This window comes from Arthrobacter ramosus (assembly GCF_039535095.1).
Lineage (GTDB): Bacteria > Actinomycetota > Actinomycetes > Actinomycetales > Micrococcaceae > Arthrobacter > Arthrobacter ramosus.
In genome coordinates this window covers 1,106,971-1,121,767 of sequence record NZ_BAAAWN010000001.1, presented here as the reverse complement: position 1 = coordinate 1,121,767, position 14,797 = coordinate 1,106,971, and the positions used below count along the sequence as shown (strand labels likewise).

Genomic DNA, 14,797 nt, shown 5'->3' with positions numbered 1-14,797 from the left:
GCTGAAATTCAGCTAAAAGAGAGCAGACTCGGTAGCCTGTAAGGGTGAGCACAAATCCTTCACGCATCTTTGTTGCGCGTTTGCTCGGTCTGGACGTTTTCGACCCCTTGGGCGATCGGCTGGGCCGGCTGCGCGACGTCGTGGTGCTCTCGCGCGGCTTGCGCGGGGCCCCGCATGCAGTGGGTATCGTCGTCGAAGTTCCGGGCAAGAAGCGCGTCTTCGTTCCCATGACCCGGCTGACGTCCATGGACCAGAGCCAGATCATTTGCACCGGCCTGGTCAATCTGCGGCGATTCCAGCAACGCGGTGCCGAGCAGCTGGTGGTCGGCGAGCTCTTTGACCGCAAGGTGACGCTCAAGGACGGCAGCGGCGACGCCGTCATCGAAGATATCGCCATGGACCAGCAGCGCAACGGTGACTGGCTGGTCTCAAAACTTTTCATTCGACGCGGCACGTCTACGTCCAGGCTCCGGGGGCTGCGCCGCGGTCACACCCTGCTGGTGGACTGGGCGGACACGCTGCAGGGTTCCGAGACCGATCCCCAGGGTGCCAGCCACTTCGTTGCCACCCACGAGGACCTCAAACCGGCCGACTTTGCCGACGCACTCCAGGAGATGTCGGACAAGCGACGGATTGAAGTGGCCAGCGAGCTCCAGGACGAACGCCTCGCCGATGTGCTCCAGGAATTGCCGGAAGAAGACCAGGTGACGCTCCTGTCCGCTTTGGACAACGAACGCGCAGCCGATGTGCTTGAAGAAATGGACCCGGACGACGCCGCGGACCTGCTGGCGGACCTGCCTTCCGCGAAGGCCGAGGAACTGCTGCTCCTGATGGAGCCCGAAGAGGCTGACGACGTCCGCAGGCTCCTGCAGTATGACGAAGACACTGCCGGCGGCCTCATGACCCCGGTGCCCGTTATTCTGCCCCCGGAAGCTACGGTCGCCGAAGCGCTTGCCCATGTGCGCAGCGAGGAACTCTCCCCCGCCCTGGCCTCGGCCATCTTTATCTGCCGCCCGCCGTTGGAGACCCCTACGGGACGATTCCTCGGCGTCGTCCATATCCAGCAATTGCTCCGCAGCGCCCCGCCCGAACAGCTGGGCAGCATCGTGGACAAGAACCTGGAGCCGGTCTCTGATCACGCCAGCGTCAGCGAGGTCAGCCACACCATGGCCTCCTACAACCTCAACTCCCTCCCGGTCGTGAACAGCGCCGGTCGCCTGGTAGGGGCGGTGACTGTTGATGACCTCTTAGACCATTTGCTCCCGGACGACTGGCGAACCCACGAAGACGGAGCCCCGATCAGGAAACTAGGAGGTCGAATTGGCTGAGAAGCCCGCCAGCGGAGGACTGGACACGCCTCTCGAGCTGCGTTCCCGCATGCTACCGAATTTCGGCAACGATCCCGATGCCTTCGGCCGATTTGCCGAGCGCTTCGCCCGCTACATGGGTACGGCGAACTTCCTGTTCTACATGACGATCTTCGTGATCGTCTGGATCGCGTTCAATGTTGTTGGCTTGTTCGGCTTCCAATGGGACCCCTACCCGTTCATCCTCCTCAATCTTTTCTTCTCCACGCAGGCCTCCTACGCTGCGCCCCTGATCCTGTTGGCCCAGAACCGCCAGGACGACAGGGACCGTGTGACCATCGAGCAGGACCGCGCCCGTGACGAGCGCAATCTGGCAGACACCGAATACCTGACCCGTGAAGTCGCGGCTCTTCGCATCGTCCTTCGGGAGGTCGCCACGAGGGACTACGTGCGTGCCGAACTCCGCTCGCTGCTGTCGGATCTGCTCGAAGCGCAGGATGAGTTGCGTCCGAACAATTCCACAGGCTCTAACAACGGCGAAAAGGCCAAGGAGAAAATCAAGGACAAGCGCAACAAACAGCGCAATCCCCCCACGCAGCAGATCCCCAAGATCCATCCGGCGCATTCCAGCGCCGACCAACCTGCCCCCGACCTTTCGGCCGTCGGCACTTCGCCGACGCAACACTCAGGTCCACCCGCCCAGCCTGAAAGCTGAACATCCGCCCCATGAGCACACCATCCGTCGAGGCCCTCAACGCTGCCTTGGCAACCGTCATCGATCCCGAACTCCGCCGCCCCATCACTGAGTTGGGGATGCTGGATTCGGTAGAGGCCAGTCCGGACGGAACCGTCCGGGTTGCGGTGCTGCTGACCATCGCCGGCTGCCCCCTGCGTGAGACGATCACGGCGGACGCCACCGCTGCCCTGACGCGGGTTCCGGGTGTGACGGGCGTCGAGGTCGAGCTCAAGGTCATGACGCAGCCGCAACGCGACGCCCTCAAGGAACAGTTGCGAGGCGCAGGCGGACAACGCGGAATCCCCTTCAACGAGCCGGGCTCCCTGACGAAGGTCTTCGCCGTGGCCAGCGGCAAGGGCGGTGTGGGAAAGTCCTCGGTGACGGTCAACCTTGCGTGCGCCCTTGCGGCACAGGGGCTGCGCGTGGGAATCGTGGACGCCGATGTCCACGGTTTCTCCGTCCCGGCGCTCATGGGAATCACGCAGCAGCCCACGCGGGTGGACGACATGATCCTCCCGCCTGTGGCCTTCGGCGTGAAGGTGATCTCCATTGGCATGTTTGTTTCCGGGAACAAGGCGGTGGCCTGGCGTGGGCCCATGCTCCACCGTGCCCTGGAGCAATTCCTCACGGACGTCTATTTCGGCGATCTGGATGCCCTGTTCCTGGATCTTCCGCCAGGCACGGGCGACATCGCCATCTCGGTGGCGCAGCTGCTTCCCAAGGCTGAAATCCTCGTGGTGACCACCCCGCAGGCCGCAGCAGCGGATGTTGCCGAGAGGGCCGGAACCATCGCAACGCAGACGGGCCAGAAGCTTGCGGGAGTCGTGGAGAACATGTCCTTCCTGGAGATGCCCGACGGCGGCAGGATGGAATTGTTCGGAAGCGGCGGCGGGCTTGTGCTGGCTGAGCGGCTGAGCGCCGCCGTCGGGACCGACGTGCCGCTGTTGGGACAGATCCCCTTGGACATCCGTCTGCGCGAAGGCGGCGACGCGGGCCGCCCGGTGGTGTTGTCGGCTCCCGAGACGGCCGCGGCACAGGCCCTTCAGGGCATTGCGGGCAAGCTCAACGCCAAGCCGCGCGGCCTGGCCGGAATGTCCCTCGGGATCCAGCCAAAATAGCTATTAGGTGGCCTCAGCGTCAAAGGGCGCCTTTTCACCGACGGAAAGCCGTTCAACAACCCGCTCGGGAGCTTTCGTCGGGGTGTCCACGGCTGCAACAGCGACAGGCGCGCCGTCACTGACAGGCTTCGTGTCGTCGTCGAGCAGTGCTTCCTTGATGATCCGGCGCGGATCGTACTGGCGCGGGTCATACTTCTTCCAGTCGACTTCATCGATATCGATGCCGACTTCTTCCTTGATCTGCTCACGGGCACCGGACGCCATGCGCCGCAGTTCCTTGACCAGATTCGTCAACTTCCGCGTGTATTCAGGCAAACGGCTGGGACCGATCACGATGACGCCGATGATCAGCAGGATGAGAAACTCCGAGCCATTGATTCCAAACACGTATCGAAGATTACCTTGTCCGTTGGTCCGCTCAGAAACCCGCGAGGCCAGCCAGGGCATGGAGTCCCCGTTGCAGCCGTTCATTCCAGTTCTCTGCACTGTTTTCGGCGAGCCGGGCAACCACCAGCGAATCGCCCGCATTCACCAGCTCAGGAACGGCTCCGGCAGCCTGATTGGGAGGCATGTCGGACGAGTAACGCAGCACCGCCACCGGCGAGGAGTAGACGGCCTGCCACGGGGCCCCCTGGGTGATGGACAGTTGGGTCCCCGAAGCGCCGCTGCCCTCCAAGTGCTGCTCCACCAAGGTGGCGTGGTGGTCACCGTCGCTCAGATGCAGCTCAACGGCGGGGTGCCCGTCCTGCATCAAGGCCCGGGCGGAAACCACGTGGTATCCCATACTTGCCATTTCGGGACATGCCCAGCCGTCCCTCCGCAGTTCGGACAACTGCTCCTCGCTCAGGCTCACTGTCCCGGCCACACTGACGGGCAGACTCAACTGCGCACCTGTCACGGGGAGTTGCTCTCCGGCGTTTCCGGGCACGGTTGAACTGACCAGGGTCCGGACTTCCTGCTCTCCGCGGTTGGACGCCTGCGGCGCAACTTCACCGCCGAGTGCGTAGGCCGCGACCGCCAGGATTCCGGCACTCACGGCGAGTCCGCCGGCCGCGGCGCTGGCAAGCCGGATACCGTGCCAGACGCCTCGCGGGGGCGCAGGGCGCTCAGGAAAATCGGATTGCGCCAACCGCTGGGTGTGTTCAATCAGTCTGTTGGTGAAATCCTGGCTGGCCTCGGGGACGGCGGCACGGCGAAGCCGTTCCAGGTATTGGCGTTCCCGCAGTACCGCGGCGTGGCAATCAGAGCACTCCTGCAGGTGGCCCGGGGCGCGGCTGTGCCGGATATTTCCCCGAGTCAAACCGCCGCGTCGTCCTTTGAGCAAACCCATCGGCGACTAAAGGAGACCGGCGATGCGCGGCATCTTGAGCCGCGGTTTGCGGGCTTGGACTGGACGCGGATCCCGGTGCGCCAGCTTTTCACGGAGCATTGTCCGTCCGCGGTGGATGCGGGACCTGACGGTCCCCAGTTTCACGTCAAGTGCTTCGGCAACTTCGTCGTAGGAAAGGCCTTCAAGATCGCAAAGCACGACGGCGGCGCGAAAGTCCGGGGGGAGTTCTTCCAGGGCCCGCTGGACGTCGAGGTCGAGGTTGTTCAGCTCGAAGCTCTGCTCGGGACCGGGTTCATGCCCGGGCAGCCGGGATTCGGCGTCTTCGGCCAAGGCATCGAAACGTATGCGGCTCTTCCGACGGGCCTGGTCAAGGAAGAGGTTGGTGGTGATGCGGTGCAGCCAGCCGTCGAGTGTGCCTGGCTTGAAATTCTCGAGCGAACGGAAGACCCTGACGAAGACTTCCTGGGTGAGGTCCTCGGCGTCGAACTTGTTTCCAGTGAGCCGGTAGGCAAGGCGGAAGACCTTGGCGGAGTGATTCTCCACCACTTCCTCCCAGCTTGGCCTGACCCATTCTTCGGCCGGAGGGGCCGTGTCGGTGGAACCCAGGACTGCTGCCGTTGTCTGGACTGGCGCAGCACTTGATGCCCGCATCGTCCGCTCCCCTCAAACTGTTTGTCATCCTGCCGGTCACTCAGGAGTTCGTTGCCGGCCCTCGCTTGGATGGCTGGATATACATCATCCCAGTCTTGCCTGAGATTTTGCTGATCACAGGCAGGCTTTTCCCGCAGAGCGAACATCGTCCGGAGGACACGCGGGAAGACACAGAATTGCGGGCCGCAGGCGTCCGGGCCGGGCGGCCCGTAGCCAGTAGTCTGGAAGCAATACCCCTCTGCCTGGAAAGCGAACCCCCATGAGTGCCGACAAGTCAACCAGCTGGTCCTATGCAGAAGATCTGCCTGCCGAGGACGACGTGTTGCTTCGCGCCCGTGAACGCTCCTTCGAGCTGGGCGTTACTCCTGTGAGCCCCGGCGTTGGCGCCGTCCTGACAGTTCTGGCCGCGGCGTCGAAGGCCCAGACGGTCGTAGAGGTCGGATCCGGGGCAGGCGTCTCAGGCGTGTGCCTGCTGCGCGGCCTCAGCCCGCAGGCTGTCCTGACCACTATCGACGTCGACGTCGAGCACCTCAAGGCCGCCCGCGAGGCCTTCCTGGAATCCGGCAGTCCGGCGAACCGGACCCGGACCATCTCCGGCCGTGCAGCCGACGTCTTGCCGCGACTCACCGACTCCGCTTACGACCTCGTGTTCATCGACGCCGACAAACCCAACTTTCCCGGTTACGTTCAGCAGGCCATCCGGCTGCTCAAGTCGGGCGGAACACTCGTCATCAATGACGCCCTCGACAAGGACAAAGTTTCCAACCCGGCTGCCAGGGAGAGCACCACCGTGGTGTTGCGCCAGATCGGCAAGGCCATCCGCGACGACGAGCGGCTCTCTTCGGCGATGCTTCCCACCGGTGACGGCTTGCTGGTAGCGGTCAAGAAGTAACCGGCCAGACTTCGCTTTCAGGCTTAAACATGAAAGCAGGGCGCCGGCTCTTCTGCCGGGCCCTGCCCAGTGAATCTATTCGGTAACGCCTACGAGGCATTCCTTGAGGTTCGCCGCCTCTGCTGCGTTGAGCTCGACCACCAGCCGTCCTCCGCCTTCGAGCGGCACACGCATGATCAGGCTGCGGCCCTCTTTGGTTACTTCCATAGGGCCGTCGCCAGTACGTGGTTTCATAGCCGCCATTAGGAAAATCCCCTCCAGTTGTCCCAAATCCCGCCAACCCGGCCGGGCTGGCTCCGCGTGGAATATACGGCGTCGACAGTCATGGCAGTTCAGTCGTCGTCGCCGAGCACCCGAAAGTGCTTTTGTCCTTGCTTGTGTCCATTATCTCGTAATTACCCGCCCGTAGCTAATTGATGGACTTTTCCCGGCGGGCCGCGATCGCGCTTGAACAGGTGAAAGGACGTGCGGCATCACGGCGGGTAGTCGCCGCCGCCCGGCAACTGCGCCCACGCCCACAGCCAGACGATCCATACGATCTGGAGGAGGAAGAACATGACCACCACGGTGCCGCGGTAGGCCTTCGAGCGAGACAACCAGGCGGCGCTGAGCGCCAAGGGGAATAAGGGCAAGAGCATCCGGAATGTGCTCGTCTGGGGGTGCAGGAAGACCAGAAGGTAGCCCATGTAGCACGTGCACCACAGCCTCAGTTCGATGCCCAGGGCCCGGACTGGTTTGCTCAACATCAGCAGGGCAAAGAGCGCCACGAAGACAAACGGCGCCAGAATGCCGAGTACTGGTCCGAAGAGCATTTGACCAGTCTCGAACCATGGCTTGAACGGAATGAGGTCGGCCCCGCGCCAAACGGTTTCTGTCTTGGTGTAGGCCGACGGATCCCCCGTGACCGCCCAGGCAATGGCCGGCCAGGCGAGAGCGCCCGCCACGCTGACCACCACAAGCGCGGCCAGCGATCCAAGGTCCCGGAGCGTCGGCACGGCGTCTGTCGGCACGGCGTCTGTCGGCACGGCGTCTGGCCCTGAGCGGCGCCCGAACCTCTTCCACAGGTGGTGGAGCAGGAGCAGCCCTGCCATGGCCGCGAAGGGCACGCCTGTGGGCCGCGATAGGCACATGAGCACGACGACGGGCATCGCGCCAAGATAATTGCGTCGCACCACAAGCAGAAGCGAACCCGCCAGCAGCAAGGTATTGAGGGATTCCGCATAGGGGACCTGGAGGATGGCTGAGACCGGGAACATCGAGAAGAAGGTCAGTGCCCACAGCGCCGTGGTTCGCCCGGCGAATTCCCGGAACAGCTTGTAGGCCACCATGGCCGCTCCGAGCCCGGCCACCACGGCAATGACTGTCAGGGCCGGCAGCGTGGCCAGTCCAGTGAGAGCACCGAGGGCCCTGGCAAGGAAGGGGAACAGCGGATAGAACGCCCAGGAATTCTCGGCGACGCCGCCGTTCGCATCAACCGGCAAAGCAGACGGATAGCCGTTGTTTGCTGCTTCGGCGTACCAGCGCCCGTCCCAGATCGTGATGAAGTTCCAGTAGTCCGGTGCTGGCGGAAACCACGGATTGACGCCTTGCTGCAATGCTGCAGCCATGAAGATACAAGCGCTGACAAGTCTCGAAGCGATGTAGACGAGAGCCACCTGGACCCACCACGGCCAGCTCGCGGCGTGGGCTCCGACGCGGCGCAGTCTTCGGGCCAGGGATCCCGTCGGGGACCTCGATTCGACTGACGGGGTCACTCTTTTGGTTCTTCCTGGTTCCCGGCTGCTTCTAGGGCCAGTTTCAGCCGTTCGATTTCCCTCTCCTGGGAGGTCAGCTGATCCCTCAGCTCATCGAGCACCTCATCCACTTGGTCCATCCGGTAGCCGCGCAGGCCAAGGGCAAAGCGCACGCGGTCGACGTCGGACGCCTTGGCACCGGCCGGTAGCAGAACCGGCGGCAGGTTCGGAACGGGTTCATCCAAACCGGCGCCGGAGTCGCGGCTGGATCTCGCCATTCCGGTACCGAGGAACAACACGGCACCGATGATGACAATCGCGAGAAAGACCAGAAAAAAGCTCACAACAACCATCGTGCCAGACTCAGCTGAGAGCTCGGTGCCGGCAAGGCTACTCCGGGCGCTGGTCGCCGTTGGTCGAGGGTGGCCGCGGGATTCCATGCAGGACACGGTGAACGGCGTCCGCAGGATCGTCCACAAGCTGGATGAGGTCCAGGTCCTTTGCGGAGACCATGCCTTCGGCCACCAGGGTCCCCTTGATCCATTCGATCATCGGGCTCCAGAAGTCGACCCCCAGAAGGACGATCGGGAACGATGTCACCTTGCGGGTCTGCACCAGGACCATGGCTTCAAACAGTTCGTCCAGGGTTCCCAGGCCGCCCGGCAGGACGATGAACCCTTGCGCGTACTTGACGAACATGGTCTTGCGGGCGAAGAAGTACCTGAAGTTGATGCCAAGGTCCACCCAGCGGTTGAGGCCCTGCTCGAAGGGCAGCTCGATGCCCAGTCCAACAGAAACACCGTTGCCTTCGACCGCTCCCCTGTTGGCGGCTTCCATGGATCCCGGTCCACCGCCGGTGATGACGGCGACGCCGGCTTCCGCTAAGTGGCGGCCGACCTGCACGCCCATATCGTAGTAGCCGGTGCCCGGCTTGGTGCGGGCGGAGCCAAAGACACTGACAGCGGGGCCGAGCTCAGCGAGCGCGCCGAATCCTTCAACGAATTCGCTCTGGATCCGCAGGACCCGCCACGGGTCGGTGTGAATGAAGTGGTCGGCTCCCCTGGTGTCCAGGAGTCGCTGGTCCGACATCGGCATGGAGGCCTGTTTACGCCGAAGCTCCAACGGTCCTTTGTGCTTGGCTGGCGGCTCTGCGGCTACGGCCGGAGCTGGCGCTGCCGATCCGTTGCTCATCGCCTTGCCATTGGCGTCTGGACTAGGAACTTGGGGCTGGCTGGTACTCATTGACCTAGGCTAGCGCGGATGGCGGCTGCTGCCGTTCCGGCGTGGCCCTGTTGTTGCAGTCTTGAGTGTCCGGCCCACCATTCGCTGTCAGATAGCTGCAAAACAGGTATCTGTTGAATCACGATCTGCGGAACTTGCTGTGAGCTGGCTCATCTCGAATCATTTCTTCGCTAGATTCGTCCCATGACTATTCAAGCCGCCAGCGGTGCCCTCGTCTCCCTGAATGGCGTCAACAAGCACTATGGTCAACTGCATGTCCTGAAGGACATCAATCTCCAGGTGAAAAAGGGTGAGGTTGTGGTTGTCATCGGGCCGTCGGGCTCGGGCAAGTCCACGCTGTGCCGGGCCATCAACCGCTTGGAGACCATCGATACAGGCGAGATTTCGATCGATGGCAAGAAGCTGCCCGAGGAAGGCAAGGAACTTGCCCTCCTCCGGGCCGACGTCGGGATGGTCTTCCAGTCCTTCAACCTGTTCGCCCACAAGACGATTCTCGAGAACGTCACTCTGGGACCGATCAAGGTCAAGAAACTGGACAAAGCAACCGCGGACAAGGACGCTATGGCGTTGTTGGAGCGGGTTGGCGTCGGGCAACAGGCACCCAAGATGCCTGCACAGCTGTCCGGTGGCCAACAACAGCGCGTGGCAATTGCCCGGGCGCTCGCCATGAAGCCGAAGGTCATGCTGTTCGACGAGCCGACCTCGGCACTTGATCCGGAAATGATCAACGAGGTCCTGGATGTCATGGTCCAGCTGGCCAAGGAAGGCATGACCATGATCGTGGTCACCCACGAGATGGGCTTTGCGCGCAAAGCTGCCGACCGCGTTGTCTTCATGGCCGACGGCCAGATTGTGGAAGACGCCAAGCCAGAGGAATTCTTCACTAATCCCCAGAGCAACCGCGCAAAGGATTTCCTCTCCAAACTCCTGACTCACTGACACTCACCGCACCCAGGCCGCGGGGGCGGCCACAATGAAAGGAATATCATGAAGGCTTTTATCACCCGGAGGAAATCCCTCCTGGTCGCTGCAAGCGCGGCGCTCGCCCTTTCCCTGAGCGCATGCGGTGGCGGCGGGGGTTCCACCACTGCGCCAAGCAGCGAGTCCGCGCCGTTCACGGTGGCCCAGAACGTGTCCATTACGGGCAGCCCCACGTTCGACACGATCAAATCGAACGGAAAAATCAGGATCGGCGTCAAACAAGACCAGCCTGGCTTGGGCTTCAAGGACGCCGCGACCGGCGAGTACAGCGGTTTTGACATCCAGATTGCACAGTGGATTGCGGCATCGCTCGGTTTCTCGAAGGACAAGATCGAGTACAAGCCGATTCCTTCGGCCAACCGCGAGTCCGCCATCACGAACGGCGACATCGACTACTACGTCGGCACATACTCCATTACTGACAAGCGCAAGCAGCTGATTGATTTCGCCGGTCCCTACTTCGTGACAGGTCAAGGCCTGCTGGTCAAGAAGGGGAACACGACGATCAACAGCGAGAAGGACCTGTCCGGGAAGAACGTCTGTTCAGCCACGGGCTCAACTCCCATCCAGAACATCAAGGCAAACTTCCCCGGCACGAAGACCACCGAGTTCGACACCTACTCGCAGTGTGTCGAGGCCCTCAAGAGTGGCCAGGTCGATGCTGTGACTACTGACCAGGCAATCCTGATCGGCTATGCCTCCCAGGACACCGATAACCTCAAGGTCGTCGGCCAGCCGTTCACCGTTGAGAAGTATGGTGTGGGCTTGAAGAAGGGCGACACCGCCTTCCGCAAGTTCGTGAACAAGATGTTCACGGATGGCGGCTCCGTGTGGCAGAAGATCTACGACTCCACGCTGGGACAGTCCGGCACCAAGGTCACCCAGCCCGCAGTGGACAACTACTAAACCCATGTTGAGGGGGCGGCCATTGGCCGCCCCCTCGAATATCGGCTGAAAGCGACCATTCTGTGAATACGCTGCTGAATAATTCGGACCTGTTCATCACAGGGTTCCGGAACACCCTCATACTCTTCATCGTTGCCGGAATCTTTGCGCTGATCCTGGGCACCATCGTGGCGACACTGCGTGTTTCTCCGATCCCTGCGATGCGCGCCGCAGCCACGTTGTATATCAACGTTGTGCGCAACACCCCGTTGACGTTGGTCCTGTTCTTTTTTGCCTTGGGCTACCCGAAGCTCGGCCTCGTGGAAATTGATTTCATGACCGCTGCAACCGTCGGCCTCAGCCTGTACACCGCTACTTATGTGGCGGAAGCCGTGCGCTCCGGCATCAATACGGTGCCTGTCGGTCAGGCCGAGGCCGCGCGGGCCATCGGCCTGCCGTTTACGCAAACCCTGACGCTGGTGATCCTCCCCCAGGCTTTCCGCGCCGTCATCCCGCCCATGTTCAGCGTGTTCATTGCATTGCTCAAGAACACCACCGTGGCTGCGGGCTTCTCGGTCGCCGAAGCGGGAGCCATCCGATCGAATCTTTCCGAGCGCGGTGAGCCTGCCATGGCCGGACTGCTCTGGGTCGCACTGATCTTCGTTCTGCTCGTTTTCATTCTTTCCTTTGTCCAGCGGAAGTTTGAAAAGAAATGGAAGGTGGCCCGATGAGCTCGGTCCTTTTTGACGCTCCGGGCCCCAAGGCCCGCGCACGCTACCGGATTCTCGGCGTCGTGACCGCTTTGGTCATTATCGCTATCGTCGGATTCATCGTCCTTCGCTTCGCCCAAAGCGGGCAGTTCGATGAGAAGAAGTGGCACTTGTTCACGTTCCCGCTGGTCCAGCAGACCATTGTCCAATCGGTGGGTGCCACGCTTTCGGCGTTTGCCACGGCAGCCGTGTTCAGTTTGGTGCTGGGTGTCTTCCTGGCCTTCGGCAGGCTCTCCGACCGTAAGTGGATCAGCTTGCCCTGCTATGGGTTCACGGAACTCTTCCGTGCCATTCCTCTGCTGATCCTCATGATGATCTTCTACTACGGGCTTCCTCCGCTCGGTGTCCAGGGGATCACGCCGTTCACGGCAGTCGTTGCAGGCCTGGTGCTCTACAACGGATCAGTGCTCGCGGAAGTCTTCCGTGCCGGCATCGAATCGCTCCCCCGCGGCCAGAGCGAGGCAGGCTATGCCATCGGATTGCCGAAAAGCGCGGTCATGACGAACATCCTGCTTCCGCAGGCGGTCCGCTCAATGCTCCCGGTGATCATCTCCCAGCTCGTCGTCATCCTCAAGGACACCGCATTGGGTTTCATCGTGACCTACAACGAGATCCTGTTCCAGGCGAAGTTCTTCGGAAGCCAGGCCCAGTACGGTTCGCCCATCATTCCTTCCGCGATCATCGCCGGTGTCCTGTACGTCGGAATGTGCCTGATCCTGGCTGGAATCGCCAAGTGGCTTGAAGGCCGGATGCGCCGCAACGTCAAAGTGGTGAAGGTGGCCAAGTCGGAAATTGTGGCGATCGAGGGCTAAGCCCAAGAACGCCGGAAACGTGGGTGTGGCCCGTGGGCTTGGTTCCGGAACCAAGCCCACGGGCCACACCCACGATGTCAAGCAAAAATAAGGTCACTCCACCTAGTCAGCCAGCCACGACCGCAGCGCACGGAGGCACTCACGGATGGCGTCGGCGTCGACGTGTTCGTTGTCTTTGTGCGCCAGAAGCGGATCGCCCGGCCCGAAGTTGACGGCGGGGACTCCCAGCTCGCTGAAGCGCGCGACGTCGGTCCAACCGTATTTGGGCTTGGGTTCCGCACCGACGGCGGCAACGAAGGACGCGGCGGCCGGGTGGTTGAGACCGGGCCGCGCTCCGGCAGCGGCATCGGTGCGGACGACGTCGAAGCCCTCCAGGAGTTCGCGGACATGGGCTTCGGCCTGGTCCGGGGTCTTGTCCGGCGCGAAGCGGTAGTTGATTTCCACGACGCAGCGGTCCGGGATCACGTTGCCCGCGGTGCCGCCGTTGATCTTCACGGCATTGAGGCTTTCCCGGTAGTCCAGCCCGTCCACGTTGACTGTGCGCGGTTCGTAGTCTGCCAAGCGGCTCAGGATGGGTGCGGCAGCGTGGATGGCGTTGCTGCCCATCCAGGCCCGGGCGGAGTGCGCCGCTTCCCCGACCGTGGTGGCTTCGAAGCGGCTGGTGCCGTTGCAACCGCCCTCCACCGTGCCGTCGGTGGGTTCGAGCAGGATCGCGAAGTCCCCCTCCAGGAGATGGCCGTGATTCCGGACCAATCGGCCGAGGCCGCTCTTGACCGCTTCAACTTCCTCATGGTCGTAGAAGACGAAGGTGACGTCCTTGCCCGGCTCGGCGCCGCCGTCGAACATTGTCGCGGCGAGCGCGAGCTGCACCGCGACTCCACCCTTCATATCAGTGGCTCCGCGTCCAAACAGGATTCCGCTACCCGGGACGCCGGACTCCCATGTGGAGGGCACGGTGCCGAGTGAGCCCTTCACAGTGGGCAACGGCACGGTATCGAGGTGGCCGGCCAGGATCACCCGCTCCGGGCGTCCCAGCTCGGTGCGGGCAATGATGGCGTCGCCGTCCCGCACAAGCTGCAGGCCCGGGATCGTGCGGAGGGCGGATTCAACGGCGTCTGCAAGCGCGGCTTCGTTGCCGGACACGCTGTTGATGTCCATCAGCGCGGCGGTCAGCAGCGCAACGTCTTGCCTGATGTCAAGAAGGATTGGAGTAGTTTCAACGGTCACCTCTCCACTGTATCCCGAGCCAATTGCGACCCCTTCGGTGCACACACGGTTTCAAGGGAAGCAGTGGCTCTCGATAGACTTGCGCCATGACTGAAACCGCTGCCTCTGCCGCTCTCGATAGCGCTTCTGACAACGATCGCTCCGCCTATGGCTTTGGCCTGGCAACCATCGCCACCTCCGACGCCGGAGAAGCGACAGTGCTGGACGTATGGTTTCCGGCGCCGGCACTGGGCGAAGCGGCCGAATCCCTGCGTGCCGTGGAGCACGCCGACGGGTCGCTGACCGCACTCGCAGCCGATAGCCACGACGCCGACCGCGGGACCGAACAGAAGGTGGTCTTCGCCCAGATCAACCTCGACGAGGCCCCCGCGGACACTGTTGACGCCTACCTGCGCCTCCACTTGCTTTCGCACCGCTTGGTCAAGCCCAACAGCATCAACCTGGATGGCATCTTCGGCAAGCTCCCCAACGTTGTGTGGACGAACTTCGGTCCCGCCGCCGTGAACGGCTTCGAATTGACCCGTGCCCGCCTGCGCAAGCGCGGTGCCGTCACGGTCTACGGAGTGGACAAGTTCCCCCGCATGGTGGACTACGTCATTCCCACCGGCGTCAGGATCGCCGACGCCGACCGGGTCCGCCTGGGCGCCTACCTCTCCGAAGGCACCACGGTCATGCACGAGGGCTTCGTGAACTTCAACGCCGGAACGCTCGGCACGTCCATGGTGGAAGGCCGCATTTCGGCAGGCGTTGTTGCCGGTGACGGCACCGACGTCGGTGGCGGGGCCTCCATCATGGGAACCCTCTCCGGTGGAGGCAAGGAAAAGATCGCCCTGGGTGAGCGCGTGCTCCTGGGCGCCAACTCCGGCGTGGGCATCAGCATCGGCGATGACTCCGTGGTTGAAGCAGGCCTCTATGTCACGGCTGGAACCCGTGTGCGCATCCCCGGCCCGAAGGACGCCAACGGCGAGGACACCAGCAGCATCATCAAGGCCGTTGAGCTCTCCGGCGTGCCGAACCTGCTGTTCCGCCGCAACTCGACCACTGGTGAAGTCGAGGTCCTCCCCCGCAAGGGCCAGACGGTGGAACTCAACGAAGCCCTCCACGCCAACTAGC

At 62.7% G+C, this 14,797-nt stretch carries 17 protein-coding genes; 9 read left to right on the top strand and 8 right to left on the bottom strand.

The genetic code is table 11. From position 1 onward, the window contains the following. The first annotated feature begins 44 nt into the window (after positions 1-44). The 3 genes from ABD742_RS05385 to ABD742_RS05375 are packed head-to-tail and all read left to right on the top strand — an operon-like array spanning position 45 to position 3,161. Positions 45-1,328 (top strand): magnesium transporter MgtE N-terminal domain-containing protein, encoded by a 1,284-nt coding sequence (locus ABD742_RS05385; protein ID WP_234748311.1) that lies wholly within the window; start codon positions 45-47, stop codon positions 1,326-1,328. Positions 1,329-1,377: 49 nt separating this feature from the next. Continuing rightward, positions 1,378-2,022, top strand: coding sequence for a DUF1003 domain-containing protein (locus ABD742_RS05380; RefSeq protein WP_234748641.1), 645 nt, complete (start codon positions 1,378-1,380; stop codon positions 2,020-2,022). A gap of 11 nt (positions 2,023-2,033) precedes the next feature. Beyond that, positions 2,034-3,161 carry an Mrp/NBP35 family ATP-binding protein gene (locus ABD742_RS05375; protein WP_234748313.1) on the top strand — a complete coding sequence of 376 codons (1,128 nt, stop codon included), beginning with the start codon at positions 2,034-2,036 and terminating at the stop codon, positions 3,159-3,161. A 3-nt stretch (positions 3,162-3,164) separates the two neighbouring features. Here the strand turns inward: ABD742_RS05375 and ABD742_RS05370 are convergent, their stop codons facing one another. The 3 genes from ABD742_RS05370 to sigE are packed head-to-tail and all read right to left on the bottom strand — an operon-like array spanning position 3,165 to position 5,142. After that, the gene (locus ABD742_RS05370) at positions 3,165-3,548 is read right to left on the bottom strand and encodes a twin-arginine translocase TatA/TatE family subunit (protein ID WP_059387493.1); all 384 of its coding nucleotides are present in this window, start codon (positions 3,546-3,548) and stop codon (positions 3,165-3,167) included. Between the two features lie 31 nt (positions 3,549-3,579). After that, on the bottom strand, positions 3,580-4,461 hold the full coding sequence (locus ABD742_RS05365) for a hypothetical protein (protein WP_234748315.1): 882 nt from the start codon (positions 4,459-4,461) through the stop codon (positions 3,580-3,582). A 36-nt stretch (positions 4,462-4,497) separates the two neighbouring features. Continuing rightward, positions 4,498-5,142 carry an RNA polymerase sigma factor SigE gene (sigE, locus tag ABD742_RS05360; protein WP_234748318.1) on the bottom strand — a complete coding sequence of 215 codons (645 nt, stop codon included), beginning with the start codon at positions 5,140-5,142 and terminating at the stop codon, positions 4,498-4,500. 259 nt (positions 5,143-5,401) lie between these two features. Between sigE and ABD742_RS05355 the strand changes: the two genes are divergently transcribed. Beyond that, positions 5,402-6,034 carry an O-methyltransferase gene (locus ABD742_RS05355; RefSeq protein ID WP_234748320.1) on the top strand — a complete coding sequence of 211 codons (633 nt, stop codon included), beginning with the start codon at positions 5,402-5,404 and terminating at the stop codon, positions 6,032-6,034. Positions 6,035-6,109: 75 nt separating this feature from the next. Here the strand turns inward: ABD742_RS05355 and ABD742_RS05350 are convergent, their stop codons facing one another. The 4 genes from ABD742_RS05350 to ABD742_RS05335 form a co-directional block, all read right to left on the bottom strand. Continuing rightward, positions 6,110-6,277, bottom strand: coding sequence for a DUF3117 domain-containing protein (locus ABD742_RS05350; RefSeq protein WP_009357720.1), 168 nt, complete (start codon positions 6,275-6,277; stop codon positions 6,110-6,112). A 230-nt stretch (positions 6,278-6,507) separates the two neighbouring features. Then, the gene (locus ABD742_RS05345; RefSeq protein WP_234748642.1) at positions 6,508-7,749 is read right to left on the bottom strand and encodes a hypothetical protein; all 1,242 of its coding nucleotides are present in this window, start codon (positions 7,747-7,749) and stop codon (positions 6,508-6,510) included. 35 nt (positions 7,750-7,784) lie between these two features. Continuing rightward, complete coding sequence (locus ABD742_RS05340; protein ID WP_234748322.1) at positions 7,785-8,120, bottom strand: DivIVA domain-containing protein; 336 nt, start codon at positions 8,118-8,120, stop codon at positions 7,785-7,787. A 37-nt stretch (positions 8,121-8,157) separates the two neighbouring features. Beyond that, complete coding sequence (locus ABD742_RS05335) at positions 8,158-8,958, bottom strand: LOG family protein (protein WP_234748643.1); 801 nt, start codon at positions 8,956-8,958, stop codon at positions 8,158-8,160. Positions 8,959-9,192: 234 nt separating this feature from the next. On the opposite strand from ABD742_RS05335, the gene ABD742_RS05330 reads away from it, so the two are divergent. The 4 genes from ABD742_RS05330 (at position 9,193) to ABD742_RS05315 (ending at position 12,457) form a co-directional block, all read left to right on the top strand. Further along, positions 9,193-9,948, top strand: a complete 756-nt coding sequence (locus tag ABD742_RS05330) for an amino acid ABC transporter ATP-binding protein (protein WP_234748324.1) — start codon at positions 9,193-9,195, stop codon at positions 9,946-9,948. A gap of 48 nt (positions 9,949-9,996) precedes the next feature. Beyond that, the gene (locus ABD742_RS05325; RefSeq protein ID WP_234748326.1) at positions 9,997-10,896 is read left to right on the top strand and encodes a glutamate ABC transporter substrate-binding protein; all 900 of its coding nucleotides are present in this window, start codon (positions 9,997-9,999) and stop codon (positions 10,894-10,896) included. A gap of 62 nt (positions 10,897-10,958) precedes the next feature. Beyond that, complete coding sequence (locus ABD742_RS05320) at positions 10,959-11,606, top strand: amino acid ABC transporter permease (RefSeq protein ID WP_234748329.1); 648 nt, start codon at positions 10,959-10,961, stop codon at positions 11,604-11,606. Continuing rightward, complete coding sequence (locus ABD742_RS05315; RefSeq protein ID WP_234748331.1) at positions 11,603-12,457, top strand: amino acid ABC transporter permease; 855 nt, start codon at positions 11,603-11,605, stop codon at positions 12,455-12,457. Before ABD742_RS05320 ends, ABD742_RS05315 begins: the two co-directional genes overlap by 4 nt. A gap of 102 nt (positions 12,458-12,559) precedes the next feature. Here ABD742_RS05315 and dapE read toward each other — a convergent pair whose 3' ends face one another. Next, positions 12,560-13,684 carry a succinyl-diaminopimelate desuccinylase gene (dapE, locus tag ABD742_RS05310; RefSeq protein ID WP_344787350.1) on the bottom strand — a complete coding sequence of 375 codons (1,125 nt, stop codon included), beginning with the start codon at positions 13,682-13,684 and terminating at the stop codon, positions 12,560-12,562. 86 nt (positions 13,685-13,770) lie between these two features. On the opposite strand from dapE, the gene dapD reads away from it, so the two are divergent. Continuing rightward, positions 13,771-14,796 (top strand): 2,3,4,5-tetrahydropyridine-2,6-dicarboxylate N-succinyltransferase, encoded by a 1,026-nt coding sequence (gene dapD, locus ABD742_RS05305; protein WP_234748336.1) that lies wholly within the window; start codon positions 13,771-13,773, stop codon positions 14,794-14,796. Position 14,797 lies beyond the last annotated feature (1 nt).

Bases quoted from the DNA above. Each gene is read 5' to 3' on its own strand.
- ABD742_RS05330 (WP_234748324.1), top strand. From the start codon at position 9,193: ATGACTATTCAAGCCGCCAGCGGTGCCCTCGTCTCCCTGAATGGCGTC.
- ABD742_RS05375 (WP_234748313.1), top strand. From the start codon at position 2,034: ATGAGCACACCATCCGTCGAGGCCCTCAACGCTGCCTTGGCAACCGTC.
- ABD742_RS05340 (WP_234748322.1), bottom strand. From the start codon at position 8,120: ATGGTTGTTGTGAGCTTTTTTCTGGTCTTTCTCGCGATTGTCATCATC.
- ABD742_RS05355 (WP_234748320.1), top strand. From the start codon at position 5,402: ATGAGTGCCGACAAGTCAACCAGCTGGTCCTATGCAGAAGATCTGCCT.
- dapD (WP_234748336.1), top strand. From the start codon at position 13,771: ATGACTGAAACCGCTGCCTCTGCCGCTCTCGATAGCGCTTCTGACAAC.
- ABD742_RS05380 (WP_234748641.1), top strand. From the start codon at position 1,378: ATGCTACCGAATTTCGGCAACGATCCCGATGCCTTCGGCCGATTTGCC.
- ABD742_RS05335 (WP_234748643.1), bottom strand. From the start codon at position 8,958: ATGAGCAACGGATCGGCAGCGCCAGCTCCGGCCGTAGCCGCAGAGCCG.
- ABD742_RS05350 (WP_009357720.1), bottom strand. From the start codon at position 6,277: ATGGCGGCTATGAAACCACGTACTGGCGACGGCCCTATGGAAGTAACC.
- ABD742_RS05325 (WP_234748326.1), top strand. From the start codon at position 9,997: ATGAAGGCTTTTATCACCCGGAGGAAATCCCTCCTGGTCGCTGCAAGC.
- ABD742_RS05315 (WP_234748331.1), top strand. From the start codon at position 11,603: ATGAGCTCGGTCCTTTTTGACGCTCCGGGCCCCAAGGCCCGCGCACGC.
- sigE (WP_234748318.1), bottom strand. From the start codon at position 5,142: ATGCGGGCATCAAGTGCTGCGCCAGTCCAGACAACGGCAGCAGTCCTG.